Raw genomic sequence first — 24,135 nt, 5'->3', positions numbered from 1 at the left:
TTTGAAAATATCAATCGTAATAATACATTTAACCAATAAAAACCATGAGCCAATTAAATCCGGAGACCCGCGGTCCGATGAGCTGGGGTGATTTCAAAAATACCCTTAAACAAAACCCTGATCTGCACCTGCAATTCCAATATGAGGAAGGCAAATTTGTAGACAGCTCTTACCACATTACCGAGATCAAACAAGCACCGATTGTTTCAGTTGATTGCGGCGGGGTAATGAACAGCTGGACAGAAGTGATCGTGCAGCTATGGGAACCCTCAGAGAAAGAAGTAGACCGTTCAATGAAAGTTGACAAAGCGCTGAAAATTGTTGACCTGGTTGAAAAATCCCTTCCCCTGAACCCTAATGCAACCGTTAAAATTGAGTTCGGCAATTCCAGGTTTGATACACGCCAGATGTACCCCGGAGAATTTGCCTCCGATGGTGAAACATTCACTGTTAACCTGGTTCCGGACTTCACCCAATGCAAGGCACTTACCCGAAACCAAAGCTGCGGCACGTCGCCCGCCGAAGCTTCATGCTGCGCGCCTGCCCCTGTTAAACAGGAATTGGAACTGGTCACCTCCGATGGTGAGAGCTGCAAGCCAGGCTCTGGGTGCTGCTAATCAAAACAACCAGCTATGAAACTTCAAATTGATAAAGCAGGGCCAGCAGACAAAGAACTCGTAATCAGCCTGCTGAAAGATGCAGGCCTTCTTACCGAAGACTTGCCTGCTGGCTTGCCGGATTTTCTTTTAGCCAGACAGGAAGGAGCACTTGTTGGTGTTGCTGGAATAGAGCTTTATAGAGAAGTTGGATTGTTACGCTCAGTTGCAGTTCGCCCTGATCATCAGGGTAAGGGCATTGCCCGAAAATTGGTCGAGCAGCTGCTGGCAAATGCTGACACGAAAGAACTTGAAGCTATATATTTGATCACAACCACAGCTGACCATTATTTTGACCGCTATGGTTTTGCGGTCGTAAACCGTGAGCAAGTGCCGGAAGCAATTCAGCAAACCAAGCAGTTTAGTGGCCTTTGCCCAACATCTGCTGTCGTGATGAAAAGAGATTTAAAGCATACAACCACATGAATAACCCGCGTCTTTCCTTCCTAGACCGCTACCTGACTTTATGGATTTTTCTGGCCATGCTGATCGGTGTGTCAATTGGCTATTTCTTGCCAGGCACACCTGATTTTATCAACCAGTTTAATTCTGGGTCAGGCGTGAACGTTCCACTAGCCATTGGCCTTGTGCTAATGATGTACCCGCCACTGGCCAAGGTGCGTTATGCAGAGCTGCCAAAGGTGTTTAACAACACCAAGATCCTGGGGCTTTCGCTGCTTCAAAACTGGATCATTGGCCCGCTGCTGATGTTTGGCCTGGCCGTTATCTTCCTTCCCGATAAGCCTGAGTACATGACTGGCCTGATCATGATCGGCATTGCCCGCTGCATTGCCATGGTCATTGTCTGGAATGACCTGGCTAATGGTGACCGCCTGTATGCGGCAGGACTGGTTGCTTTCAACAGCATTTTTCAAGTCTTGTTTTATTCGGTGTATGCCTATGTTTTCGTAACGGTATTACCGCCGCTTTTCGGCTTGAAGGGCTTTGAGGTTAACATTACTATTGGGCAAGTTGCCCAAAGCGTTTTCATTTATCTGGGCATCCCGTTCTTGGCAGGCATTATTTCACGGATCGTATTAACGAAGCTGTATAGTAAGCAGTGGTATGAGAAGAAATTTCTTCCCGCCATCAGCCCAATCACATTAATTGCCTTGCTCTTTACGATTGTGGTCATGTTTAGTTTGAAGGGCCAGCTGATTGTCAGTATTCCCTTTGACGTGCTGCGCATTGCGCTGCCGCTTACAATCTATTTTGCAATCATGTTTTTCTCTGCTTTCTACCTGTCCAAACGCGCAGGCGCAGATTATGCCAAATCAACATCGCTGGCCTTCACTGCCGCAGGTAACAACTTTGAGCTCGGGATAGCGGTAGCCATCGCAGTATTCGGGATTGATTCGGGGGCTGCATTCGCTGCTGTCATTGGCCCACTAATAGAAGTGCCGGTATTGATCCTGATGGTCAATTTTGCACTCAAACAGCAGCACAAGTTTTCCAATTAACTACATATTAAATGAGAATTGCCCTTTTTTCTGACATTCACGCCAACCTTCCGGCATTGGAGGCGTTTTTTAAAGATGTTGATTCAAGAGACACTGATGCTATTTATTGCCTGGGTGATCTGGTTGGTTACAACATCTGGCCAAACGAAGTAATCGATCAGATCAGGAAACGTGGTATCCCTACCATTGCCGGAAATTACGACTTCGGGATCGGACGAAGCAGCGACGATTGTGGCTGCGCTTATAAAACGGACGATGAAAAAGAAAACGGCAAAGTATCGATTGCTTACACAAACGAAATTGTCAAGGACGAGCAGCGGGCTTATCTAAGAACCTTGCCGGCACACATCCGTCTGGATTTCCAGTTGAATGATAAACCACTTTCGGTTCTTCTGGTGCATGGCAGCCCTCGCAGGATCAACGAATACTTGTTTGAGGACCGTGACGAAAAAAGCATGCTGCGGATCATGGAACAGGCCAGCGCAGATGTGATGCTTTTCGGGCATACCCACAAACCTTATCATAGGATCTTGGGCTCAGTCGAGCCAGACGGCACAGATCATTTCCGGCACGCGATCAATATTGGTTCTGTCGGTAAGCCAAAAGATGGTGACCCAAGGGGTGGTTATGTGATCCTGCATATTAGTACCGATGCACTGGCATCAAGTAAGGATAGCATTACGGTAGAGTTTATACGCTTTCAATATGATATTGAAAAGGCAGCCAAGGCCGTAGAAGGCAGCATCCTTCCCGACGCATATGCAGAATCATTACGTCTGGGGAAATGAAAATAGCACTACTATCTGATATCCATGCAAACCTTCCCGCTTTCAAGGCAGTGCTAGCGGATCTGGAAACCAGGAAGCCAGACGCAGTTTATTGCCTGGGCGATCTTGTGGGCTATAATGTATGGCCTAACCAAGTAATTGGTTTGGTGCGCAAACATGGCATTGCAACCATTGCAGGAAACCACGACCTGAAAGTTGCAAAGATACTGCCTTCCCAAGGCGATTGCAGCAAAGAAGAAAACAGCGAATATGCTTATAAACTGGTTGGAAACAAAGAAAGGGATTACCTGTTAACACTTCCCAGGCATTTGCGAATAGAGTTTCAGCTTAATGATCAGCAGCTGAACATACTGCTTGTACATGGTAGCCCTAGAAGCATCAACGAATATCTGTTGCAGGAACTGCCTGAGCAGTGCATGCTTGAAATAGTCAAAGAATTTAAAGCGGATATCCTTTGCTTCGGACATTCGCACAAGCCTTATCACCGTGTCATTGATTCAGGTGAAAATGGCAGTGAGCATTTTCATCACCTTATTAACACTGGTTCCGTCGGAAAACCCAAAGATGGTGATGCGCGCGCTTGTTATGTACTTATCACGATTAATCAGACAGCCAGTAGTACAGATCAAGATGCTGTTAAGGTTGAATTTGTAAGGGTTAAGTACGATGTAGAAAAGGCAGCGCAGGCCGTAGAGCTGAGCCTACTTCCTAATGCTTTTGCAGATAATTTAAGAAAAGCATATTAACCTTTATTCAGATGAAAGGTTTGATGGTTTTGTTTCTTCTCTTTTTTACCACAGTGGCAACTTGCTATTCTTTAACAAGATGAGAAAAGACGTATGACCTAGGCAATCAATTATCCTGCCTTCTTGACTATCCTGCTGTTCTTGGTGAAAATGGCGGTATAGTTGTAATACAGTTTTCTGTTGGCGAAGATAGCGCTATAGGGAAAGTGAAAGTATTTACCCGCGATGATAAGCTTAATTACGATCTGATCCGGCAGCTGACTGGAAAGAGGATATTTTTGCCTGATCATCATCCAGCCGCAAGATACATAGTCAGATTAAGGTTTGTAAGAGCTAAATAAACCGAATTAAGGGAGGGATGAGAAAGAATATTGCCGAAATGAAATTGCCCATGTATGCGTCTTTCAGCTTGAGCTTCGCTTTGATGGGTGATGCATTTCTATATTCTTTTCTGCCAGTAAATGCTTCCAGCATCCACGTTCCAATCATTTGGATAGGAACCATCCTGTCAATTAATCGCTTCACACGGATTCTGCTTAACCCACTTATCTTGCGCGTTTTCAGTCTTGTGGGATTTCGTATACCTATAATCGTCGCGGCAACTGTATCCGTATTAGCCACAGCTGGCTATGGTGCAGGTTTTGGCATTGTAACTTTGGTGCTGCTCAGGATCTTGTGGGGTATATCGTATTCTGTCCTTCGCGTTGGGGCAATTACTTATGCCATGGATTATCCAAAGAAAGGCCTGGCACTGGGAATGAGCCAAAGCATTATCGAATCAGGCCCACTACTAGCGTTGTTGGTTGGCCCACTGCTTTTTGAAGTAATCAGTCCTAGCTCGATCTTTTTAGTAATTGCGCTCCTTTCGACGCCAGGAATTTGCCTCGCTTTTAAACTAAAAGAAAGGGACAGCTTGCGAGCTCGCCCATTTAACTTCAAATTATCATTTCCATCAGTCTTTAACCGGTTAGCGTTTCTAGCGGCTTTTGCAGTGGAAGGTATGCTTGTGGTTTTAATTGGAGCCCTGTTGATGGATGCGCATCCCTATTGGTCGGCAGTTGAAATTACTGCCGCTGCTGCCGGGTTTCTTATTTTCAGACGGATCTGCTCGCTTTTGATTTCGCCTTTTGCGGGTTGGTCCGCTGACCGGTTTGGGCTTGCTAACATTTACTCAGGGTCAATACTTTTGATCTGCATGGGTTTGCTGCTGGCAACAAGCGGCTGGGTAATGCCGGGATTGATCCTCGTATTTACGTTTTATAATGTCAATGCATCCCTGGCAGCGGGCGCAGCATCCGCTGGGAAAGACGATGTGACGCGCGCTGTCTCAATTAATGCCACTTTCCGGGATGCGGGTTCCGCATTTGGTGCATTGGCGGGCGGCTTTTTATTGGCCAATAACGATGTGAGCCTGATCTTTACTGCTCTCACTTTGCTTTTAATAGTTCATACCTGGGTTTATCACAAACGAACCAAGACATTACTTGTATAGATCATGATTCTCTGGACTGATTAACTTTTAACCATTCATTCCATGAATTCAGATCATTTTCATCATCTATGTCTGAAAGTTCTTCGAGGAGCGTATAACTAAGCCCATGCATGGCGCATTTTTGAAGCGTTAATTCCAGCACACTTGAAGTACTCCATGGTACATCTTCGAAAAGAAAGCTATGGAAACCAGTCATTCCAAGAAGATAATAACCTCCGTCGTTTGCTGGCCCTATCACAACTTGATGCATATCAAGTGCATCAAAAGCCTGCTCGATAATAGATGTATCCAGGCCAGGACAGTCAGTTCCTATAATAAGTACTTTCTCAGCAGACGACTCGAAGACTTCTTTGAAAGCATTTGACATTCTCTCTCCCAGATCGCCGCCTTGTTGTTGGCGAAGCAGAAAATCTTGTCCAATTACAGGAAGGTCACTATGCAGGTTATCGGAAAAGTAAAGCAATTTCTCATAGTTAGCCGTATTCACCTGATTTAAGGTATGTTCCACAAGTTGGCTATAAATTTCTAAGGCCTTCTGGTCGCCAATGGTAGCTGCCAATCTGGTTTTAACCTTTCCAAGCGTTAAATTCTTCAAAAAAACAATTAAAGCGTTGTTCATAGGAAACGGGCTAAATCGTGTTACCGCCGCAGCTTGAACCAGCACCAGCTGTGCAGCCATAGCAATGCTGACCAGTCTTAATTTCACGATTATCGATCAGCTCCTGGTCATAGCGACTGATGTGGTTGTATGCAGCATCAAACTGCATATCGAGCATTTGATTAAAATCACAATCATATAGTGAGCCATCCCAACCGACCGAAACCATTGACCGGCACATGACACCGGTTGCAGCTACGGGATTAAAGGCGTTAACAAGTTTTTCCATGTAGCCATCATAATTACCCGAGCTGATCAGGTAATCCAGATACCGGCTGACAGGAATATTGGTTATTGCAAAAAGCTCATTAAATAAAATTCCAAATTCATCATGCAGGGCCTTTTTGAATTGGCGCTGCAAGCCCTGTTGTGGCGCAGGCATGAATGCCCCATTTGGGTTGTAAACCAAATTAAGGATAAGCCCGCTGCCTTCCACTCCATAGCCTCTCGCGTTTAGCATCCTTAATGCCTTCACAGAATCCTCGAAAACGCCTTTGCCTCTCTGCCGGTCTGTCTTGTCGGCGTTATAGAAGGGCAGCGAGCTGACTACTTCAACCTGATGCTGCTTAAAAAAGTCAGGCAAGTCGTGATATTTTGGGTTGGCTACGATAATAGTCAAATTGCAGCGGACAATAACATGTTTACCAATTGCAGTCAGTTCTGCAACAAACCAACGGAAATCAGGATTCATCTCAGGTGCCCCTCCCGTAAGATCGACGGTAGTAATTTCAGAATCCGCAAGTTTATCCAGGCACTGCTGCATGGTATGCCTGGTCATAATCTCTTTCCGGTCGGGACCCGCATCCACATGGCAATGTTTGCAAATCTGATTGCACATTTTACCAACATTAATCTGCATGGTGGTGGTGCGGGCCGGTTTTAAAGGATACAGGGATGCAGCCTCCATTTTTTGTTCAAAAAGAGGAAGCTGCAGCTTATCAAACACCTGGTCATGCAAGGTCTTGATCTGCGACGCAGAATCCGAGAGCAAATGCCCGCTTGCCTTGAGTGATTTCATTGCTTTACTTGGGTTACTGGTGAAACGCCGACAATCGCTTACATGGAAAGATCTTTTGCTTTGTTCATCATCTGAACGCCGTGCACCAAAGTCGCTCCCCCTCTAATGGCGGCGGCCACATGCACGGCTTCCATCATTTCTGCTTCCGAACACCCTTTTTCCAAGGTATCTGTCGTGTAGGCATCAATGCAGTAAGGACACTGGACAGTATGGGAAACAGCGAGTGCAATCAGCGATTTCTCCCTGGCAGTAAGTGCACCTTCGGCAAATACAGAGCCATAATAAGAGAAAAATTTATCAGCCAGTTCTTTCTGGAATTCACCAATTGAACCAAATTTTTTTAGGTCTTCGGGATTATAATAGGTATTCATCTTTGGCAGATTAAGGTTGGCATTTATATACGATGATCAGAATAGCAAAGATTAAGCGGGCGCTTGTCTCACCGGTAATCCAGCAGGGATTTATATTTTAAGGCAATGCTAGCCGGTTCTCTTTTTAAATAAAACATGGTAAAAGCAGTTAAGTTAGCAATTTGGACCCGCAGCCAGCTATTGTTCTGGTACTTTCGGGCAGAGACGGTTACCTCTTTTGGGATGATCTTGAACCGGGCTATTTTCCAGATCCGGATGATGATATCATAGTCCTCCATAATGGTATAATATTCATCAAACCCATTTAGCTGGTCAAACAGCTTTCTGGTTATAAAAAGGGTTTGATCACCACCGCGGCACATCAGCCTGTTAAAACGTGTAAAATAACTGTTGATTTTAAGGATTGCCCGGTTTGAATCAAAGCGGAACCGGTAACAGCCCGCTTCAAACCCGTCTGACGCAGCCCGCTCAATGTCTTGAAAATAATCCTGATTTATGCCAACATCGGCGTGAACAAAGTATAGCACATCTCCATTTGCAAAACCAGAAGCATAATTCATTTGTGCTGCCCTGCCTGGCTTGGGAGATTTGAGCACGCTTGCACCGGCTTGGAGCGCTATTTCCAAGGTAGCATCTTTGCTTCCACCATCCGATACAATGACTTCAATCGGCTGATCACCTGCATATCTGAACAAATCCTGTAACAGGCGTGCAATGTTAGCTGCTTCATTGTAGGTTGGAATGATTATACTGAGCTTCATAGGTATCGGAACGATTTCAGTGAGCAATCTAAATAATTTCACTACGCGTATGTACGGGGACAAGAAGTAAACAGTTTTATTGCCAGGGTAACTTCTAAAAAATGATGTTGAATTGATTTCCTGCGTGATATATTGATGGTTAATGGTAAAAAAAATGAAGTGGATATTAGTAATAACAGGCCTTGTTTTAGTTATATGGGCAGTTGGTTTACTACCCGTTGCCGGCCAATCTAACAAAGAACCTGACCGAAAACTGATTGCACTATCAGGAAAACTGCTCTTGCAGGTGAAGATGGATGAGCCAGTAGATAGTATTCACAAGGCTTTGGAAGCCATCAAAACCGATTGCCTGATTTCCGGATTGGCTGACGATGATGCCCGTAAAACATTCTGGATCAACATCTACAATGCTTACTTTCAGATCCTTGCTACAAAGGAAAAGAAAACCAGGCCAGCCATTTTTGAGGAAAAACTGATAACGATCGGAGGGGTAAAACTGAGCCTTGACCAGATCGAACATGGTATCCTCAGACGTTACCGGGCGAAATTGAGTTTGGGCTATCTGCCTCAGTTTTTTCCTGGTAAGATCATTAAACAATTAGCTGTTTCTAAAATTGATTATCGTATTCATTTTGCCCTTAACTGTGGTGCAACCAGTTGTCCACCAATCGCATTTTATGACTATGATAAGATCGACAAACAGCTCGGCATTGCTGCATCATCGTTTTTAAAGACGGATACACAGATCAATCCGCAGAAAAAAACAGTAATGGTTAGCCGGATATTGCAGTGGTTCAAAGCAGATTTTGGTGGAAATCAGGGTATTAAAATAATTTTGGAAAAATACCTGGGCGAAGACTTTTCAGAATATTCGTTGAAATTCAAAGAGTATGACTGGACGCAAAAAATGAAAAACTTTGACTCATAATTTATCCTAAAAAGCCTTACATGTTTATTCTAAGTGCAAACGACATTGCTACGCTCGAGACTTACCTGCAAAGCCAGGGCTGGTTAACAAATAGGGAACGGATAAGTCAGGTTTCAGTGCCGGGGGAGGGAAATATGAACTATGTGCTCCGGATAACCACCCAGGACAGATCCTTCATTGTCAAGCAATCCAGGGGATATGTCGAAAAGTACCCGCATGTGAGTGCTCCCGCCGACAGGGTATTGATGGAAGGTGCTTTTTATCAAACGACAAACGTTGACCCGTTGATCGCAGACTTCACCCCGGATCTGATTGGCCTTGATCCGGTGAACAATATCATGGCCTTGGAAGACTTGGGCGCGGCCAGCGATTTTATATATCTATACAATTCGTCCAGGGCTCTTGAAATCTCCCAAGTTTCGCAATTAACGGATTTTTTAAGCACGCTTCATACGCGTTTTTCCTGCGTATCGCCCGCCGATTCGCTCAAAAACAATGCTATGAGGGCGCTGAACCATCAACACATATTCGAATACCCGTTTATGAAAGAGAACGGGTTTGATCTTGATACAGTCCAGCCAGGATTGCAAGCTGTCGCTACTGTCTACAAGAATGATAATGAGCTAAAAACTCAGGCTGCACATTTGGGACAAACCTATCTTTCTGATGGAAAATCTCTTTTACATGGGGACTTTTATCCGGGTAGCTGGCTTGATACAACGCAGGGAATAAAAATTATCGACCCCGAGTTCTGCTTTTATGGCCCTGCCGAGTTTGATCTGGGCGTCATGATTGCGCACCTGCACCTAGCAGGCCAACGTAAAATAATAGTTGATTTTACGCTGGATAGATACAACTTGATCAATCAAATTGATTACTTCACCTTAAATCAGTTTGTTGGCATTGAAATTATCCGGCGGCTAATTGGATTGGCACAATTACCCATGCAGAGAACATTACAGCAAAAGCAGGAGCTGCTAAGATTTGCAAGGACTTTAATTCTACCACATACAAGCGCAGATTAGGCCATCTCAATTTCATCGTCGGTTGTCGGGAATACTACATGTAAGGGTGTGAGCGCAGTAATATAACTCCAAGCTGATTCCGTCCATACAGGCGGAAAGCCTTTATGTTTGCTGCTCTGACAATGAGCGCGAGCTTTAATTGCAAGGTCATCAATCTGGTGTTTAGCCATGATGTAATCAAAGCTGCACTCATCGCATGGCCATAATGGGAAATACCCTGTACCTTCAATATCTTATGGGATCGCCCTTAGCCGCGGGCCCTTTCAGAAACCTGGTCTTTGGGCACATAATGGGAAAAAGCCTTGGCTGTCCACAAAGTTTTGATCAGCTACGAGCAGGCGATCTGACCGATTTGGGCGTTTTTGGGTAATTGAGTTCATTTTTCTAGTGCGTTGAATGCGCCGCTTTAACAGGTTTTCCAAGAACATCCAAGGCCGATCGAAACCCTTTTGCAAGCGTAGTGGCTGGACCACGGCCATAATAATGCAGGAAAATGATCCTTGGGTTCTCACCAAACATATGGTTATGCAATGCAACTACTTCCAGGTTGTTGGCCCGAAGTGCTTTAATGACTGTATTGACTTCGTCTTCCAGCATGGCAATGTCACCCGCTATATGGGCGCTGTCTTTATTTCCTGCAAAGCTTGCCCAGGAGTTCAGGCCTATGGCAGCTGTCATTTCTGCGCCCATAGCCATCACCGTCAGATCGTCGCGGCCAACAGTATATTTATAGGTTGGGCCGTTCACTACGCCGGTATACTTAACAACCGCGTCAAGGGCGGTTATATCAAAGAGTTCTTTCCCGGTGGTGGTTGGTGGCGCAGAAGGCGCAGGCTGGTTGGCCGGGGAGATTTTGGCATCTTTAATAGTTGCAGCGAATTTCTTGGCCAGCTCTTGCGGCGTGCCCATGCCATGAAGGTGCATATAGAAAATCCGTGGCTGTTCGTAGAAGAAGTGGTTGTGGATCGCTCCAATTTCCAGCCCATTTGCATGTGCGGCTGATATTAATAGGTTTACTTCTTCTTCTAAAAGCACTGTATCGCTCATCAGTACAGCCGATTTGCCGTCCAGGGTCTTTTTGATGGAAGCCCAGCCGCCAAATCCAAATGGAATCGGGACAGCTTCGCCTTTCACAGTTACCTTCAAATCGTTACGTGGCAACGGGGTAGTATGCACAGCTTGCCCTTCATTGTAGGTGCCCTTTTTGCCCATCGCGGCTTCAATGGCGGCAACTTCTTCTGGCGTCAAGGCAGGCGTCTTTGCCACGCTATTGGTTTTTGCCATCAACGGCCTTAGCCCCAGAAGCTGGGCAGACCCGAGCACTCCGCTGGCGCGTAGCCAGTTCCTGCGAGAAAAAAATGTGTCTGTGTTCATATGTATCATTTGGTGGTTGCTTCTAGCGGTGCAATACTAACTTAAAGTGCAGCTAAATGATAGTATGAAAATGACGGATTTGTACCGGGATTACTTTTTAGGCCAATTTTTTCTGAAATCGGAAGGGCTTTCGCATGCGCGCATTGAATATTCTGTTAAAACGGCTCTGATCTGAAAAGCCCGTCAGATAGGCAATCTCTGATAAGGTATGGTCAAAGCTGGCAAGCAGGTCTACTGCTTTTTCGATGCGCAACTTCCGGATATATTCACCAAAGGACAAGTGCTGAAATACTTCAAAAACTCGCCGGAGACATACGAGGGATGTATTTGTAGGCCTTCCGAAATTTCTTTCAGGCTTAAACTTATTGCTAAGTCGTCTGACTAACTCAGCATAAAGGAGAAATATTAAACATTGATTAGTTAGATAGCAATTTGAAATTTTAATACCGCGACCGGGCTGATTGTTACTTTCACAGTAATTTCAATTGTTTCATTAGGGGTATGTAGCTCTGGAGCAAAATGGGGTATGTGTTCTGTCCTTGTCATAATTTCTTACATAAGATTCGAATTCTATAAAGGTACTAGTACTACCTGAGCAGGTTTCAGTCCAATTTTAAATGGTTAGCTTGCATAAAGAGTGCTAAACGCTTTATATCATGGGGGGCCGCAAGGAATTGTTTATAGTAGCCATTGGCTTTTCAGCGGGGGGAAGGGAAGATATTCATGATTTCTTTTCGCATCTGCCTAAAGCCCCGAATGCTGCTTTCATAGTATTACAACACCTAAACCGTGACCACCCGAGTGTAGCGGACGTTTTGCTAATGCCAAATACCAACTTGCCCATTAGTTGGGCAGCAGATCAGGACCTTGTCGAAGCGAATCATATTTATTTGCTAGCTCCCAACAAATTCATGACGATATCTAAGGGGCATTTGCAAACGACTAACCGGGACCCAGATGATCGCAGTAATTGGGCGGTGGACATTTTCTTCAACTCCCTGGCTGATGACTCTGCCGATAAAGCAGTCGGCATTATCCTTTCTGGCTTGGGCTCTGACGGTGCCAAAGGGGCTGTCCGCATCCATGAGCATGGGGGCATTGTATTAGTTCAAGACCCGTCAACTGCATTGTTTGATAGCATGCCTGTGTCTGCCATTATAAAAGATAGCCCTGATGAGATACTCTCGCCTCGCAAACTAGCTAACGCGTTAACAACTTATTTGCAGACCCGTCACCTCGTGTAACAAATTCTTAATAATCGCCAACGAGCGCAAATGACAAAGGCCATATATCCTTGGCGATTTGAGGCTCCATTTTTCAGCAAGATTCACCGCAAGGAATTCCTACTATTTCGTGATGCGGCGGGTACCAAGGATCGTGATATTTCAATTTAATCACTGACATATAAACGATATCTATATGTCATACCTCGAATTTAATCGGTGGTATAAACGAACTTTGGTAAAAATGCAACATTATTCACTTCTGAGATACCATAAGCTCTTTTGGTACATATAATGGTTTGCCGTACACGTTAAATCGTATTTTATAAATATTGACCCGTCCTAAAAAGCGTTGACCATTCAACCGACGTTTTGGTTGAAAAAGACAACTGGACAGGGTTATGCAATGAGTTGACCTGCCCGAAACTTGAAAGTGGGGTAAAGAGCATCTGGCACCTTTGATAATAAACCTGACTGGTACAATGTTGGGAAAGATAATTTATGTATGATAACATTTAGTTATAACACATGCCTTTTTGTGATGAAAATATGAATCCTAAATCCAGGACCTTTGAGTATCAAAACAGAAAAGTCATGAATACTCAAAATCAGATTACAAAGCAAACGAGTGGATTACTTGTTAACCTAAGCGAAAACGGCAGAAAAATAATATTCATTGTTTGTGTTGTGCTTAGCATTACACAATTGGTAAGTCCGGCCATGGCCTTACTGATGGGCTTGGTTGTTGCTCAGCTAAGCGGCCACCCATACCTGCACTTAAACCATAAAGCAACGCACTGGCTTTTACAGGCTTCTGTTGTTGGCCTGGGTTTTGGCATGAATGTGCACAGTGCGATTAAAGCAGGCAGTGAGGGCATACTTTTCACATTAGGGTCAATCAGTATGACCTTGGGCTTCGGTTATCTGCTGGGAAAATGGCTGCGTATTGAAGAAAAAACGTCCTTTTTGATTTCGAGTGGAACGGCGATCTGCGGCGGAAGCGCGATTGCAGCAATTTCTCCCGTCATCCAGGCGAAAGAGAAACAGATATCTGTAGCTCTTGGCTGTGTTTTTATTCTCAATTCAGCTGCATTGATCATTTTTCCGCTAGTCGGACATTACTATAATTTGTCCCAGGCTGAGTTTGGCCTATGGTGTGCTTTGGCGATCCATGATACCAGTTCGGTAGTAGGGGCGGCCAGCAAATACGGCGAGCAGGCACTTGAAGTAGCCACCACAGTAAAGCTTGCCAGGGCACTGTGGATTATACCGGTTGCCTTTGCTTCCACCTTTATCTTTAAGAATGAATCTAAAAAGATTAATATTCCTTACTTTATAGGATTTTTCATACTTGCCATGGTGGTCAATACCAATGTCCCTCAGATCGCCCTGGTAAAGCCCTTGTTAACCGGTATCGCTAAGGCGGGGTTAACGCTTACTTTGTTTTTGATCGGTGCTGGCCTGTCACGAAAAGTGCTTACATCCATTGGGTACAAGCCGTTACTTCAGGGCCTTGCACTCTGGATCGTGATCTCGGCCGTTGCCTTGTATGCAGTTGTGCATTGGGCCTGATAAAGGACTTTATAAAAATAAAATATAATGAACGGATGGAAAATCCGGCTAAACTAACTTTAAAAAGAGCTATGCTATTCGATTTTCGTTTGCAGGTATTTCAAGCAGTTGCTACCAGGCTTAATTTTACAAGAGCAGCTTCTGAGTTGTTTATATCCCAGCCTGCTGTGACCAAACATATCCATGAGCTTGAAAGCCAGCTTAAGATAAAACTTTTTGAAAGAGACGGTTCAAAAATCACCCTGACCCAGGCCGGACAGCTGCTGCTGGTGCATACCAAGCAGATACTTGAAGCCTACCGGAACCTGGAATTTGATATCAATGCGCTGGCTGGACGGCATAGCGGTATACTCAGGCTAGGTGCCAGTACCACGCTTGCACAATATGTTTTACCTCCTATTTTAGCCGCATTCCATAATAAGTTACCGGATGTGCAGGTGACACTTACGGTTAATAATACCGAGCAGATCGAGCAGCTGCTTCAGAACAAAATAATTGACCTGGGCGTGATCGAGGGTTATTCTAAAAATACAGCCATCCGGTATTCAGAGTTTCTGAAAGATGAAATCGTGCTGGTTTCCAGTTTGAAAAATACATTTGTAAAATCAGGGTCTATTCTGCCGCAGCAGCTCAAAGAAATTCCGCTTCTTCTTCGGGAGCCGGGTTCGGGAACACTGGAAGTAATCGGACATGCACTAAAAGCGGCAGGCATGAGCCTGTCTGATTTAAAAAGCGAAATGCAGCTTGGAGGAAGCGAAAGTATAAAATTATACATGCTTCATTCTGATTGTATGGCATTGCTTTCGATCCATGCGGTATTAAAGGAGCTTCAAAACAAGGAGTGCTACATTGTCGATATTGAAGGGCTTAACATAGAAAGGTATTTTTATTTCACACAGCTTCATGGTCAGCAAGAAGCGCTTCCTGAACTGTTTATGAAATTTGCCTGCCGTAATGCCGGATTACCCAGGTGATGAAAGTATATGAATGGTACGCTCTTCTATAATGAAATGTTATGGCACATTACTTTTAATGATTTCTATTAGGGCTGTGTTCACCCTATCTTTGTATCATCAATCAGCAGAACGTCATCATACCCTTGAATCTGCCTGAACAATAATTTTCTAAACCTAATAAATATGAAGGATCCAATAACCTTTCTGAAGTTGCTGAAAAATACTCTGACTTGTCTTCTTGGATTGGCAGGTCTGTTGCTGCTGATCACTGGAATTCTACTGCCTGGCCTGGCGCAAAGACCGGCTAAAATTCCATCAGCCAGTGCTGCTAGTGCCCCAAAGAAAACGGAATCAGTGCGGCCGCAAAATCAACTCTGGCAGCCGCCGAAGACAGATTCTATTCCCAAAATCAGCGAGATAGAGCTGATCCGGTATGGAAAAGAGCTGATTGCACACACCGCTGACTACCTGGGGCCAAAAGGAACTGTGATGCAGATTAGTAATGGGATGAACTGCCAGAACTGCCATCTTGACGCAGGTACCAAAATCATGGGCAATAATTATGCGGCGGTATTCAGCACTTATCCCAAATTCAGGGCACGTTCGGGCACAGAAGAGACCATCATCAAACGCATTTCAGACTGCTTTGAAAGAAGTTTAAACGGAACGAAACCCGACAGCGCCAGCAAGGAAATGACAGCGATGATCGCTTACATGAAGTGGCTGGGGAAGGATACTCCCAAAGGTATCGTGCCGAAAGGAACGGGGCTAGAGAAGCTTGCCTACCTTGACCGAGCCGCAGATCCTAAAAATGGGCAGATTATTTACAAAGCCAAATGTGAAAGCTGTCATGGTGTTAACGGTGAAGGAATACCCAATCCGGAGAAAGGGTCTTACATCTATCCGCCGCTTTGGGGTAAAAACAGCTACAACGACGGGGCAGGACTTTACCGGCTTTCCTCCTTTGCAGGCTATGTGGTAAACAACATGCCTTTCGGTGCGAGTTATGAAAACAGGCTATTGACTGAGAAAGAAGCCTGGGATCTTGCCGCATTTGTCAATTCACAGCCACGCCCGCACAAAGACCAAAAAAATGATTGGGTGGACCTTACCAAAAAACCAATTGATTTTCCGTTTGCACCCTATGCTGACGAATTTACAGAGAAACAGCATAAGCTTGGTCCATTCAAGGCTATTGCAGATGCAAAAAAAGAAAGAAAATAATTTAAACAGTACCCTAATCTTTTAAAACCAAAACAGATGAAAACGTTGAAAACAATGATGTATGTAGCAGCAATGCTTATTTCTGCAGGTGCGATTGCGCAGAAATCTCCCGTAAGTCCAGCAGATTTTCACGGAGCTATTGCAGATCAGAAATCCTATAAGGTGGTTTATCAGCTTAATAGTGATGACGAAAAAGTAATTAAAGCAACGATGAGAAACATTATGAATGCGCTGGATGACCCGCGTTTAAATGGAAAACTGGAAGTGGAACTTGTGGCGCATGGCGGGGGAGTGACCGTGTTTAAAAAGGACCAGCCCTATGAAACCCAGCTAAAAGCTTTGCAGCAGCGAGGGGTGATTCTGGCTGAATGCGAGAACACGATGCGAGAAAGAAAAATCAGCAAAGATGAGCTCTTTGACTTTATTTCTTATGTGCCCAGCGGAAACGGAGAAATCATTATCCGTCAGCAGCAAGGCTGGGCCATTGTACATCCATGATCATCATCAACCTATTAACAACAGATATGAAACATTTAGTAATCATCACCGCACTCATTTTGAGTTTAACAAGCCTAAGTCAGCTTCATGCCCAGCAGCAGGAACACCGTTTTGACCCACCCTGGAACAAACCCTGGAACGAAGGCCTTTCCTTTACCGTAGCGGGTGTTGACAATGTGCCTGATCTGTACGGAGATATCGTTGATCCGCAGCTGGTTGTGTTTTTTGCCGGAAACCAGTTTATGGTCATTGATGACCTTCTGGCCGGCTTTAAAAAAGCCTATCCTGATTACACCCGCATTTTTGCTGAGACACTTCCGCCCGGTATTTTGGCCAAGCAAATTAAAAGTGGATCAATAACAGTTGGCAACATGCGGATTTCGCATCAGCCTGATGTTTATACGGCGGGCAAATCCAAGATCTCCGAGATGCAGGATTTTTTTAGCCGCAGCGAAGTATATGCTAAAAACAATCTGGCAATCATGGTGCAAAAAGGTAATCCTAAAAATGTAAAAGGGCTCTGTGATCTTGGAAGGGCAGATGTGATGGTGAGCATGCCCAATCCTGAATGGGAGGGAATTGGAAAAAGGATAGAAGAAGCCTATGTGAAAGCCGGTGGCGAAATGCTACGAAAAAAGATCATGGAGCTAAAAGTAAAAGATAAAACAACGTATCTGACCCAGATCCATCATCGTCAGACGCCCATGCGCATCATGTACGGACAATCACAGGCCGGGCCCGTGTGGTATTCTGAGGCCTATTATCAGAAGATGATCGGCAATCCAATCGAGATGATCCCGGTTCCGGAAAAGGAAAATATCCAGGCAATCTATATGGCCGGGCAGCTCAAAACCGCGCCACATCCCAAAGCTGCCGAAGATTTTATGAACTTTCTGGTCAGCAGCGAAGCAAAAAAGATTTACCGCCAGTATGGCTTTACAGTGGATTAAGCCAATGGTCTATGAAAAGACTTTTTTAGCCAGAGGCTTCTGATAACAGCGACGGCAAATGCACAGCCCGGCACGTGCTATTTAACAATCCGGGAAGCCCGTTTTATGCTGTTAACAAATGTGCACAATAGGCTAGGGTTAAAATAACAATCGGACCTGAAGAAAAATGACAGAAAAGTGCAAGGGTACATGCAGGAATTTTTTGGAGGATCTGAATTTATGCTGGCATAGTTTGTCATAAACCATCAAAGGATATGTAACCAGGAGGTGGGGATGAGAGTAATTGTTTTATTTTACTTACTATCTGCTGTCCAGCCAGTTCAGGAATGAGCCAGTTTTATCTTTTCCGATTAGTAGTTTATCGGGAGTGTCAACGGATAAAGATACGACCAGTTTGCGGGTAAAATAATGCTCTACTTCTTTAACAGCCGTATAGTTTACCAGGTACTGACGGTTAATGCGGAAAAACTGATGTGGTGCCAATTGCTGGTAAATCTCATCCAAGGATTGGTTTACGGGAAATTCCTGGCCATCAAAAGTCGTTATCGTGGTGGTATCATGATGGGTGTAAAAGAACGCAATATTTTCTGTTTGTATGGTTAGATATTTGTTATTCTTAAATACCAGAAAGCCTTTTTTACCACGGACTTCAATTTTATTCAGCAGAACTTCCAGATCCGGCAAAGCATTGTCATGTGTTTGAAAAAAGTTTTTCAGGTGAACGACTTTATCCAGTGCTGCCGTTAAACTTTCCCTGGAAAACGGTTTAAGCACATAATCTACTCCGTTAGCTTTAAAAGCTTCCAGTGCATATTCATCAAAAGCGGTACAGAATATAACCGGCGAAACGACTTTAACCAGCTTAAATATGTCAAAACACAAGCCGTCCGCCAGCTGAATATCCATAAAGATCAGGTCAGGACTTTCATTTTCCCTGATGTATTTAACTGCTGCTTCAACACTTTGTATAGTAGCCAGGATTTTTGCAGTTGGATTGATAGACAAAATTAATTGCCCTAATGCCTTGGCTGTTTTAATCTCGTCTTCGATCAACAGGATTTTCATAAATAAGAGGTAAAATAACCTTAAAGGAAATTGTATTCTGTTCTATTCTGATTTCTTTCTGAGTAAGATGCTGGTAACGCTGATTGATATTTTCCAGTCCCATTCCTGTTGATGCTTCCGGATTTTTCTTTAACTGCAATTGATTTTCAACAATCAGCGTATCATCAGCGGTGTACAATTTAATATTTAAAGGATGTTCAAGAGAAATCACGTTGTGTTTTACACAGTTTTCTACCAGTAACTGCAATGTAAAAGGAGGAATGAAAGTAAAAGCTGCGGATGTCTCAATATTGATATTCAGGTTGATGCCTTCTTCAAACCTCGCTTCCAGTAAAAACATATAAGCCTGCAATATATTTAATTCTTCTGACAGCGGAATAATATCCTGTTGTCTGTTGTTCAGTGTAAAACGGTAAAAATCAGAAAGTTTAAGAACAAACTCCACGGAATGCGCATCGCCAATCTCAATCATCGATTTCAATGTATTCAGGCTGTTAAAAAGAAAATGTGGATTGACCTGCTGTTTCAGTAATTCATATTGTGCCCCGATATGGTCTGCTTTTACACGTTCCAGTTCTATACCGATCAGCTGTGTATGATAACTTTGATAAAGCAGGTATAAAAACATATAAATGGTCAGGTTGATGAGTATGCCGCGAAACTCATACATCATGATCATCGACTCAAATTTATAATGCGGAAACAATAGCTGATGGGCACTGACCAGCAGAAACATTAAACCAATGCCCAAAAGCAAACTGTAGAGCAGTCTGAGATTGAAAAACCGGCTGGTAAATTGTCGGTTTGAAAATTTAGGCAGACTGTATATATTAAAATACCATACAAAAAGGGAAAACAAAAAAGCAACGGATGCATCCACAGCCAGTTCGATAAGCGTAATATGCAGCTGAAGTATTTTCGGTATAGACGCCAGAACGCCCATAAATAAAGCACTGAACCATATCACTCTGGCAGAGACACGAAACACAGTGCTGTTACTCAACCGGACATTGTTTTTGGTAATCATAAAATAGTTGACAGTCGGCCAAAGATAACCTTAAAAAATCATAAGGGCTTATCAAACAGTCTGTTGTAAATCTACTTTTTAAAGTTGATCTGATAATACAACATTCCCGGTTTTAGTGTCGGTTAAAATCACATGACGGAAAGACTGACTATCAACACTGTTAATCGTTTTAACCAGCCCGGTAGACTGACCCATGTATTTGCCATTCGCATCGGTATCAAAAGTATTGATCTGATAATCAGAAGAAAACGGCGCTTTATCTGACCTTGATAAAGCCAGGGTATAAGAGGTGTTCGGTTGTAATGAAGTGAAAATCTGCTCCACCAGATCAGCCAGGCCAATGCTTCGCACAGCAATTCTGCCATGTGATTTTTGATTTGTGTTAACTGCATTTAATGCAATTACCTGTGTGGAAGCCGTATCATTCAGGGCAGAAAGACCGGATTTAGCGTTGATATTAGTTACCGCATTTTCAGCATAAACCAGTGCCTGCGGACTTTGTCCAATCTGGATCGTGCTGATTATTTTCATTGTTTGCAGGTCAACAGCCTGCACCTGGTCAGCGAATTCCAGGCCTACATACAGTAATTTTCCATCCGTCGAAGGCCACAGGCCATGAGGCAAAGCTCCGATATTAACCGTATCGGTTTGTTTAAAATCCTGAGCTGCATCAAATACCCGCAGTTTGTTTTCACCGCCAACTGTAACGAGCATCATCAGTTTATTTTTCACATAACTGAAAGAAACATGATTGGTTATCGCGCCGGTCGTAATCACTTTGGCAACAGACTGAGAAGCGGTATTGATAATGGTAACTTTCCCAGTATCCTTGTGCGTCATGGCTATCCATTCACCTTTGGGACTGGTAAATATATTGGGTGAAAAGGGGCTGGTAACCGGAATCTTTTTTACAATTGTATAAGTTGCTGCATCCACAATATCTACCTCCGGCGTAAAGCTGGAACATATATAGGCCAGTTTGCCATCCGGTGTAAAGGATACCATGCCCGGTCCGTCTGCAACGGGTACGCGCCTGATCTCTGCCATTTTTTCAACATCAATGACACTGATGTATGCTTCTCCTCTCACAGACACCCATATTTGTTTACTATCGGGCGTAAACGTCGGCTCGTGCGGGGAACGGCCAACATAAATGGTCTTCAATATCTGGTTTGTTTCCGTAGAGATCAGGGTAACAGCATTGGAGCCGATGGACACCACAGCCAGTATTTTTTTCTCCTGTGAGTATCGAAGGCCATGCACCAGCGCCTGGCCTTTGTATAAGGGACTCAATACGTTAGGGTAGGGTTTACCCAGTTTAATTTCTCCCAATAACTTATTCGTTGATGGGTCTACAACAGAAACGGTATTGGAAACCTGGTTACCTGTATAAACACGGTCATGAGCATACGGACTTTGGGCAGCGGTAATTAAACCAACAAGATTTAATATGACTGCAAGCGCTATTGTTTTCATTTTCATTTATTTAAGAATAAGGACATTTGTTCAATTTCAACCTGCTGTAAGGAAATAAGTTGTTTGGCAAAACCGGTAATCAGCTGATCACCGGAATATTTTAATATGATTTTGGCCATATCAACAGCGGCCTGGTGATGCGGGACCATCACAGCTGCAAAAGCATGATCAATATCTGTCAGCTGCTCATTTGAAGGCATGGTGTTCATCATGGTCTGCATCGATTGGTTCATAGACTGCTGGTAACCGGAGGGCATTTCTTTGTCCGTTGCAGAAATTTGCTTTAACCACAGGTTCATCTGCTGGATCTCACTGGTTTGCTCAGTCAGAATACTTCTGGCGAGCTGTATCATGTTAAAATCTTTGCCATGCTGAATTTCATACTTTGCCATGGCTACGGCACCTTCATGATGCGGTATCATCTGCTGTATAAAATCAGATTCCGGTGAAGTGGCTTTTGGCAGTTTACTCATTTGTACCATCATGGAATCCATCAGGGTAAGGAGCATGTTTTTACCTGCCGACGAATGCTGATGATGCATCTGCATAGATTGCGCTTTAACGGGCCTGATGGCTGTAAGCAACGCTAATACCAGCATTATTTTGAACGTATTAAATATTTTATTTTTCATGTCTTTCAGATTTAATAGTAAAACTAGGAGGATGAGATTTATTTCCTGCAGCGGCTTTTGTTAAAACCGGCACATTGGAAGCTAAAAGCGGCAGAATTCAGGCTGATTACTATATTGGAAATGACGGAAGATCCAGATGTGCTGCGCATTACGCATGGGAGTATGCAGGATTATCAAAACCGTCCCTGCCGTAGATCTGATGTTCAGATAAATTGACCGTACAGGAACCATAGCCACCCAGAAGCGAATCCAATCATCCACCAGCCTTGGTGCAGACGAACGATACGAACAGATTGCAAAAACATATTCTGAATTTATTAGGCGCTTTCCCCCAAGCCTGATTCCTTCCTACCCGGGGATTTCAGCTGAAACACTGAGTCGGATTTGTTTTTCTATACTTACTACACGAGCCTGTTCCATAAGTGCAGGCTTTTTTGTTGGACGTTCACATATAGAAAATATCTATGTGAAATTTTAGCTAATTTATTCGGTGGTTTTTATGTACTCTCAGCGCCTTTAATTTTTCTTCCCTTCTAGTTCTCAAAAGGACCTTTCTCAGCACTTTTAAATTCCAGATTAGTGGTACACCAAAACAAATTACTGTATATTGCTAACTGGCACGTTAAACTGTACTATTTGGATGGTTATTGGATATATACGGGTTTCAAAGACTGAGCAGAACCAAGACCTGCAATTTGACTCCCTCAAGAAAGCAGGATGTGAGAAAATATATCATGAAAAGATTTCGGGTGCATCAATGCAAAGACCTGAATATATAAGGATGATCTCGGAGCTTCGAAAAGGAGATGTCATAGTTGTCTGGAGAATCGACCGGCTTGGTCGGACGACATATGAGCTGATCAAGCTGATGGTTGAATGGAAGGAGATGGGAGTGGACTTCCGGAGTATTTCAGAGGGAATTGACACTTCAACAAAAATGGGACGGCTTTGGTATATGCTCAGTTCAGTATTTGCTGAAAATGAAAGGGAAATCTTGATGGAACGGACCTTGGCTGGAATGGAAGCCGCGCGAGCGCGTGGGAGGGTAGGAGGTAGGCCAAAGGGATTGACAAAAAAATCGAAGGAGCTTGCCGGCCTAGCAGCAACTTTGTATTTGAGTAAAAAATACACAACCAATCAGATTTGCGAACAATTAAAGATTGGAAGCAAAACGACGCTCTATAACTATCTTAGGCATGAGGGGATAGAAATAGAAGGTTGGACACGGTCCGAAAAGATTTCTATTTCTAACCTGCCAAATAATTAAATAATTTTTACATGTTGTTATCCATTACCGTTAATCAATGGTACGAATAACTTAGTGTTTATGCATTATTGATGGAAGAGAAATGGACGATATAAAATTTGACGACAACTATTGGATATGGCTTAGTGAGATTAAGTCTAAAATTCGTTCTTCACAGATCAGAGCTGCAGTTGCTGCGAATTCAGCATTGATTGAGTTCTATTGGGACTTAGGAAAGCTTATTGTTGAAAAACAAGCTGATACACAATGGGGTGATAAACTGATAGAAACGTTGTCAAAAGATCTGAAAGAAGACTTTACAGATATTAAAGGTTTATCATCTTCAAATCTGAAATACTGTAAAAGATTTTATTCTTTCTACTCTTGGCCAATTGGTCAACAACCTGTTGACCAATTGGCCAAGAGGCTGATTAAACAAATACCATGGGGTCATAATATCCTAATATTTACTAAATCAGATAACTTGGATCAAGCGACTTTCTATCTGCAGAAAACCCTGGAAAATGGATGGAGCAGGGATATTCTAGCATTGCAGCTGAAGTCCAATTTATATGTTCGGGCAGGAGCTTCTGTGACAAATTTCGATTTGACTCTACCTAAGCCATTTTCCGATTTAGCGCAACAAACCTTGAAAGACCCATATGTCTTCGATTTTATAACACTTGGACCAAAAGCTAAGGAGCAGGACATAGAGATACAGCTCACTAAACACATAACTCATTTCTTGCTCGAGCTTGGAAAGGGTTTTGCTTTTATTGGAAGACAATACCATTTAATTGTAGGAGACTCTGATTATTTTTTGGATTTGCTATTTTATCACGTGAAACTTAAATGTTATGTAGTTATTGAACTTTTATGTTGTGCACAACATAACAGATCATATGTTGCGTAAACAATTATGTTGTGTGTAAATCCTATCGCTTTCATTCATAGCACTTTTCTTCCTTGGTAAAGTAACATAATTTTTT

Annotated in this window: 26 protein-coding genes; 16 read left to right on the top strand and 10 right to left on the bottom strand. The window is 43.4% G+C overall.

Annotated features, from left to right (window positions below; genetic code table 11):
* The first annotated feature begins 44 nt into the window (after positions 1 to 44).
* From B5X68_RS27480 to B5X68_RS27450, 6 genes are all read left to right on the top strand, one after another.
* Positions 45 to 617: a DUF6428 family protein gene (locus B5X68_RS27480; RefSeq protein WP_229208591.1), complete on the top strand. Its 573-nt coding sequence runs from the start codon at positions 45 to 47 to the stop codon at positions 615 to 617.
* A 15-nt stretch (positions 618 to 632) separates the two neighbouring features.
* Positions 633 to 1,082 carry an arsenic resistance N-acetyltransferase ArsN2 gene (gene arsN2, locus B5X68_RS27475; protein WP_082217980.1) on the top strand — a complete coding sequence of 150 codons (450 nt, stop codon included), beginning with the start codon at positions 633 to 635 and terminating at the stop codon, positions 1,080 to 1,082.
* Positions 1,079 to 2,116, top strand: coding sequence for an ACR3 family arsenite efflux transporter (gene arsB, locus B5X68_RS27470; protein ID WP_082217979.1), 1,038 nt, complete (start codon positions 1,079 to 1,081; stop codon positions 2,114 to 2,116). The genes arsN2 and arsB overlap by 4 nt, the downstream gene beginning before the upstream one ends.
* Positions 2,117 to 2,127: 11 nt before the next feature.
* Positions 2,128 to 2,904, top strand: a complete 777-nt coding sequence (locus B5X68_RS27465; protein WP_082217978.1) for a metallophosphoesterase family protein — start codon at positions 2,128 to 2,130, stop codon at positions 2,902 to 2,904.
* Positions 2,901 to 3,650 (top strand): metallophosphoesterase family protein, encoded by a 750-nt coding sequence (locus B5X68_RS27460; protein WP_082217977.1) that lies wholly within the window; start codon positions 2,901 to 2,903, stop codon positions 3,648 to 3,650. The genes B5X68_RS27465 and B5X68_RS27460 overlap by 4 nt, the downstream gene beginning before the upstream one ends.
* Before the next feature lie 358 nt (positions 3,651 to 4,008).
* Positions 4,009 to 5,142 carry an MFS transporter gene (locus B5X68_RS27450; protein WP_082217975.1) on the top strand — a complete coding sequence of 378 codons (1,134 nt, stop codon included), beginning with the start codon at positions 4,009 to 4,011 and terminating at the stop codon, positions 5,140 to 5,142.
* A gap of 1 nt (position 5,143) precedes the next feature.
* On the opposite strand, the gene B5X68_RS27445 is transcribed toward B5X68_RS27450, so the two are convergent.
* The 4 genes from B5X68_RS27445 to B5X68_RS27430 all read right to left on the bottom strand — a co-directional run bounded on the left by B5X68_RS27445 (position 5,144) and on the right by B5X68_RS27430 (position 7,950).
* On the bottom strand, positions 5,144 to 5,821 hold the full coding sequence (locus B5X68_RS27445) for a TIGR04282 family arsenosugar biosynthesis glycosyltransferase (RefSeq protein WP_229208589.1): 678 nt from the start codon (positions 5,819 to 5,821) through the stop codon (positions 5,144 to 5,146).
* Positions 5,772 to 6,818 (bottom strand): arsenosugar biosynthesis radical SAM (seleno)protein ArsS, encoded by a 1,047-nt coding sequence (arsS, locus tag B5X68_RS27440; protein WP_082217973.1) that lies wholly within the window; start codon positions 6,816 to 6,818, stop codon positions 5,772 to 5,774. Before arsS ends, B5X68_RS27445 begins: the two co-directional genes overlap by 50 nt.
* Positions 6,819 to 6,856: 38 nt before the next feature.
* On the bottom strand, positions 6,857 to 7,189 hold the full coding sequence (locus B5X68_RS27435) for an arsenosugar biosynthesis-associated peroxidase-like protein (RefSeq protein ID WP_082217972.1): 333 nt from the start codon (positions 7,187 to 7,189) through the stop codon (positions 6,857 to 6,859).
* A gap of 68 nt (positions 7,190 to 7,257) precedes the next feature.
* Positions 7,258 to 7,950 (bottom strand): TIGR04283 family arsenosugar biosynthesis glycosyltransferase, encoded by a 693-nt coding sequence (locus B5X68_RS27430; protein WP_082217971.1) that lies wholly within the window; start codon positions 7,948 to 7,950, stop codon positions 7,258 to 7,260.
* A gap of 154 nt (positions 7,951 to 8,104) precedes the next feature.
* Here B5X68_RS27430 and B5X68_RS27425 point away from each other — a divergent pair, with 154 nt between their 5' ends.
* Both B5X68_RS27425 and B5X68_RS27420 read left to right on the top strand, forming a co-directional pair.
* A complete protein-coding gene (locus B5X68_RS27425) occupies positions 8,105 to 8,878 on the top strand; it encodes a DUF547 domain-containing protein (protein WP_166444593.1) in 774 nt (257 codons plus the stop codon).
* A 20-nt stretch (positions 8,879 to 8,898) separates the two neighbouring features.
* On the top strand, positions 8,899 to 9,903 hold the full coding sequence (locus tag B5X68_RS27420) for a phosphotransferase (protein WP_082217969.1): 1,005 nt from the start codon (positions 8,899 to 8,901) through the stop codon (positions 9,901 to 9,903).
* 384 nt (positions 9,904 to 10,287) lie between these two features.
* On the opposite strand, the gene B5X68_RS27415 is transcribed toward B5X68_RS27420, so the two are convergent.
* Entirely contained in the window at positions 10,288 to 11,277 is a 990-nt protein-coding gene (locus B5X68_RS27415) for a DUF1259 domain-containing protein (RefSeq protein WP_082217968.1), read from the bottom strand.
* A 97-nt stretch (positions 11,278 to 11,374) separates the two neighbouring features.
* Complete coding sequence (locus tag B5X68_RS27410) at positions 11,375 to 11,557, bottom strand: helix-turn-helix domain-containing protein (RefSeq protein WP_229208588.1); 183 nt, start codon at positions 11,555 to 11,557, stop codon at positions 11,375 to 11,377.
* A gap of 376 nt (positions 11,558 to 11,933) precedes the next feature.
* Here B5X68_RS27410 and B5X68_RS27405 point away from each other — a divergent pair, with 376 nt between their 5' ends.
* The 6 genes from B5X68_RS27405 (at position 11,934) to B5X68_RS27380 (ending at position 17,700) form a co-directional block, all read left to right on the top strand.
* A complete protein-coding gene (locus B5X68_RS27405; RefSeq protein WP_082217967.1) occupies positions 11,934 to 12,521 on the top strand; it encodes a chemotaxis protein CheB in 588 nt (195 codons plus the stop codon).
* 573 nt (positions 12,522 to 13,094) lie between these two features.
* Positions 13,095 to 14,072, top strand: coding sequence for a YeiH family protein (locus B5X68_RS27400; RefSeq protein ID WP_082218000.1), 978 nt, complete (start codon positions 13,095 to 13,097; stop codon positions 14,070 to 14,072).
* A gap of 71 nt (positions 14,073 to 14,143) precedes the next feature.
* Positions 14,144 to 15,046: a LysR substrate-binding domain-containing protein gene (locus B5X68_RS27395; RefSeq protein WP_082217999.1), complete on the top strand. Its 903-nt coding sequence runs from the start codon at positions 14,144 to 14,146 to the stop codon at positions 15,044 to 15,046.
* A 165-nt stretch (positions 15,047 to 15,211) separates the two neighbouring features.
* A complete protein-coding gene (locus B5X68_RS27390) occupies positions 15,212 to 16,252 on the top strand; it encodes a c-type cytochrome (protein ID WP_082217966.1) in 1,041 nt (346 codons plus the stop codon).
* Positions 16,253 to 16,288: 36 nt separating this feature from the next.
* Positions 16,289 to 16,750, top strand: a complete 462-nt coding sequence (locus tag B5X68_RS27385; protein ID WP_082217965.1) for a DsrE family protein — start codon at positions 16,289 to 16,291, stop codon at positions 16,748 to 16,750.
* 26 nt (positions 16,751 to 16,776) lie between these two features.
* Entirely contained in the window at positions 16,777 to 17,700 is a 924-nt protein-coding gene (locus tag B5X68_RS27380) for a molybdate ABC transporter substrate-binding protein (protein ID WP_082217998.1), read from the top strand.
* A gap of 300 nt (positions 17,701 to 18,000) precedes the next feature.
* On the opposite strand, the gene B5X68_RS27375 is transcribed toward B5X68_RS27380, so the two are convergent.
* The 4 genes from B5X68_RS27375 to B5X68_RS27360 all read right to left on the bottom strand — a co-directional run bounded on the left by B5X68_RS27375 (position 18,001) and on the right by B5X68_RS27360 (position 21,900).
* Positions 18,001 to 18,765 carry a LytR/AlgR family response regulator transcription factor gene (locus B5X68_RS27375; protein ID WP_082217964.1) on the bottom strand — a complete coding sequence of 255 codons (765 nt, stop codon included), beginning with the start codon at positions 18,763 to 18,765 and terminating at the stop codon, positions 18,001 to 18,003.
* A complete protein-coding gene (locus tag B5X68_RS27370) occupies positions 18,734 to 19,792 on the bottom strand; it encodes a sensor histidine kinase (protein ID WP_082217963.1) in 1,059 nt (352 codons plus the stop codon). The genes B5X68_RS27375 and B5X68_RS27370 overlap by 32 nt, the downstream gene beginning before the upstream one ends.
* A 78-nt stretch (positions 19,793 to 19,870) precedes the next feature.
* A complete protein-coding gene (locus B5X68_RS27365; RefSeq protein WP_229208587.1) occupies positions 19,871 to 21,268 on the bottom strand; it encodes a YncE family protein in 1,398 nt (465 codons plus the stop codon).
* A gap of 2 nt (positions 21,269 to 21,270) precedes the next feature.
* Entirely contained in the window at positions 21,271 to 21,900 is a 630-nt protein-coding gene (locus tag B5X68_RS27360) for a DUF305 domain-containing protein (RefSeq protein WP_082217961.1), read from the bottom strand.
* A gap of 640 nt (positions 21,901 to 22,540) precedes the next feature.
* Between B5X68_RS27360 and B5X68_RS27355 the strand changes: the two genes are divergently transcribed.
* Entirely contained in the window at positions 22,541 to 23,167 is a 627-nt protein-coding gene (locus B5X68_RS27355) for a recombinase family protein (RefSeq protein ID WP_082217960.1), read from the top strand.
* A gap of 82 nt (positions 23,168 to 23,249) precedes the next feature.
* Positions 23,250 to 24,059 carry a PDDEXK nuclease domain-containing protein gene (locus B5X68_RS27350; protein ID WP_082217959.1) on the top strand — a complete coding sequence of 270 codons (810 nt, stop codon included), beginning with the start codon at positions 23,250 to 23,252 and terminating at the stop codon, positions 24,057 to 24,059.
* The last annotated feature ends 76 nt before the right edge of the window (positions 24,060 to 24,135 follow it).

This window comes from Dyadobacter psychrophilus (assembly GCF_900167945.1).
In the GTDB taxonomy this organism is placed as follows: domain Bacteria; phylum Bacteroidota; class Bacteroidia; order Cytophagales; family Spirosomataceae; genus Dyadobacter; species Dyadobacter psychrophilus.
The sequence above is the reverse complement of the archived record's forward strand: the minus strand, read 5'-3'. Positions and strand labels throughout refer to the sequence as shown.

Excerpts from the sequence above, each read along its gene's own strand:
- B5X68_RS27480 (WP_229208591.1), top strand. The coding sequence starts at position 45 with ATGAGCCAATTAAATCCGGAGACCCGCGGTCCGATGAGCTGGGGTGAT.
- arsN2 (WP_082217980.1), top strand. The coding sequence starts at position 633 with ATGAAACTTCAAATTGATAAAGCAGGGCCAGCAGACAAAGAACTCGTA.
- arsB (WP_082217979.1), top strand. The coding sequence starts at position 1,079 with ATGAATAACCCGCGTCTTTCCTTCCTAGACCGCTACCTGACTTTATGG.
- B5X68_RS27465 (WP_082217978.1), top strand. The coding sequence starts at position 2,128 with ATGAGAATTGCCCTTTTTTCTGACATTCACGCCAACCTTCCGGCATTG.
- B5X68_RS27460 (WP_082217977.1), top strand. The coding sequence starts at position 2,901 with ATGAAAATAGCACTACTATCTGATATCCATGCAAACCTTCCCGCTTTC.
- B5X68_RS27450 (WP_082217975.1), top strand. The coding sequence starts at position 4,009 with ATGAGAAAGAATATTGCCGAAATGAAATTGCCCATGTATGCGTCTTTC.
- B5X68_RS27445 (WP_229208589.1), bottom strand. The coding sequence starts at position 5,821 with ATGGCTGCACAGCTGGTGCTGGTTCAAGCTGCGGCGGTAACACGATTT.
- arsS (WP_082217973.1), bottom strand. The coding sequence starts at position 6,818 with ATGAAATCACTCAAGGCAAGCGGGCATTTGCTCTCGGATTCTGCGTCG.
- B5X68_RS27435 (WP_082217972.1), bottom strand. The coding sequence starts at position 7,189 with ATGAATACCTATTATAATCCCGAAGACCTAAAAAAATTTGGTTCAATT.
- B5X68_RS27430 (WP_082217971.1), bottom strand. The coding sequence starts at position 7,950 with ATGAAGCTCAGTATAATCATTCCAACCTACAATGAAGCAGCTAACATT.
- B5X68_RS27425 (WP_166444593.1), top strand. The coding sequence starts at position 8,105 with ATGAAGTGGATATTAGTAATAACAGGCCTTGTTTTAGTTATATGGGCA.
- B5X68_RS27420 (WP_082217969.1), top strand. The coding sequence starts at position 8,899 with ATGTTTATTCTAAGTGCAAACGACATTGCTACGCTCGAGACTTACCTG.
- B5X68_RS27415 (WP_082217968.1), bottom strand. The coding sequence starts at position 11,277 with ATGAACACAGACACATTTTTTTCTCGCAGGAACTGGCTACGCGCCAGC.
- B5X68_RS27405 (WP_082217967.1), top strand. The coding sequence starts at position 11,934 with ATGGGGGGCCGCAAGGAATTGTTTATAGTAGCCATTGGCTTTTCAGCG.
- B5X68_RS27400 (WP_082218000.1), top strand. The coding sequence starts at position 13,095 with ATGAATACTCAAAATCAGATTACAAAGCAAACGAGTGGATTACTTGTT.
- B5X68_RS27395 (WP_082217999.1), top strand. The coding sequence starts at position 14,144 with ATGCTATTCGATTTTCGTTTGCAGGTATTTCAAGCAGTTGCTACCAGG.
- B5X68_RS27390 (WP_082217966.1), top strand. The coding sequence starts at position 15,212 with ATGAAGGATCCAATAACCTTTCTGAAGTTGCTGAAAAATACTCTGACT.
- B5X68_RS27385 (WP_082217965.1), top strand. The coding sequence starts at position 16,289 with ATGAAAACGTTGAAAACAATGATGTATGTAGCAGCAATGCTTATTTCT.
- B5X68_RS27380 (WP_082217998.1), top strand. The coding sequence starts at position 16,777 with ATGAAACATTTAGTAATCATCACCGCACTCATTTTGAGTTTAACAAGC.
- B5X68_RS27375 (WP_082217964.1), bottom strand. The coding sequence starts at position 18,765 with ATGAAAATCCTGTTGATCGAAGACGAGATTAAAACAGCCAAGGCATTA.
- B5X68_RS27370 (WP_082217963.1), bottom strand. The coding sequence starts at position 19,792 with ATGATTACCAAAAACAATGTCCGGTTGAGTAACAGCACTGTGTTTCGT.
- B5X68_RS27365 (WP_229208587.1), bottom strand. The coding sequence starts at position 21,268 with ATGAAAACAATAGCGCTTGCAGTCATATTAAATCTTGTTGGTTTAATT.
- B5X68_RS27360 (WP_082217961.1), bottom strand. The coding sequence starts at position 21,900 with ATGAAAAATAAAATATTTAATACGTTCAAAATAATGCTGGTATTAGCG.
- B5X68_RS27355 (WP_082217960.1), top strand. The coding sequence starts at position 22,541 with ATGGTTATTGGATATATACGGGTTTCAAAGACTGAGCAGAACCAAGAC.
- B5X68_RS27350 (WP_082217959.1), top strand. The coding sequence starts at position 23,250 with ATGGACGATATAAAATTTGACGACAACTATTGGATATGGCTTAGTGAG.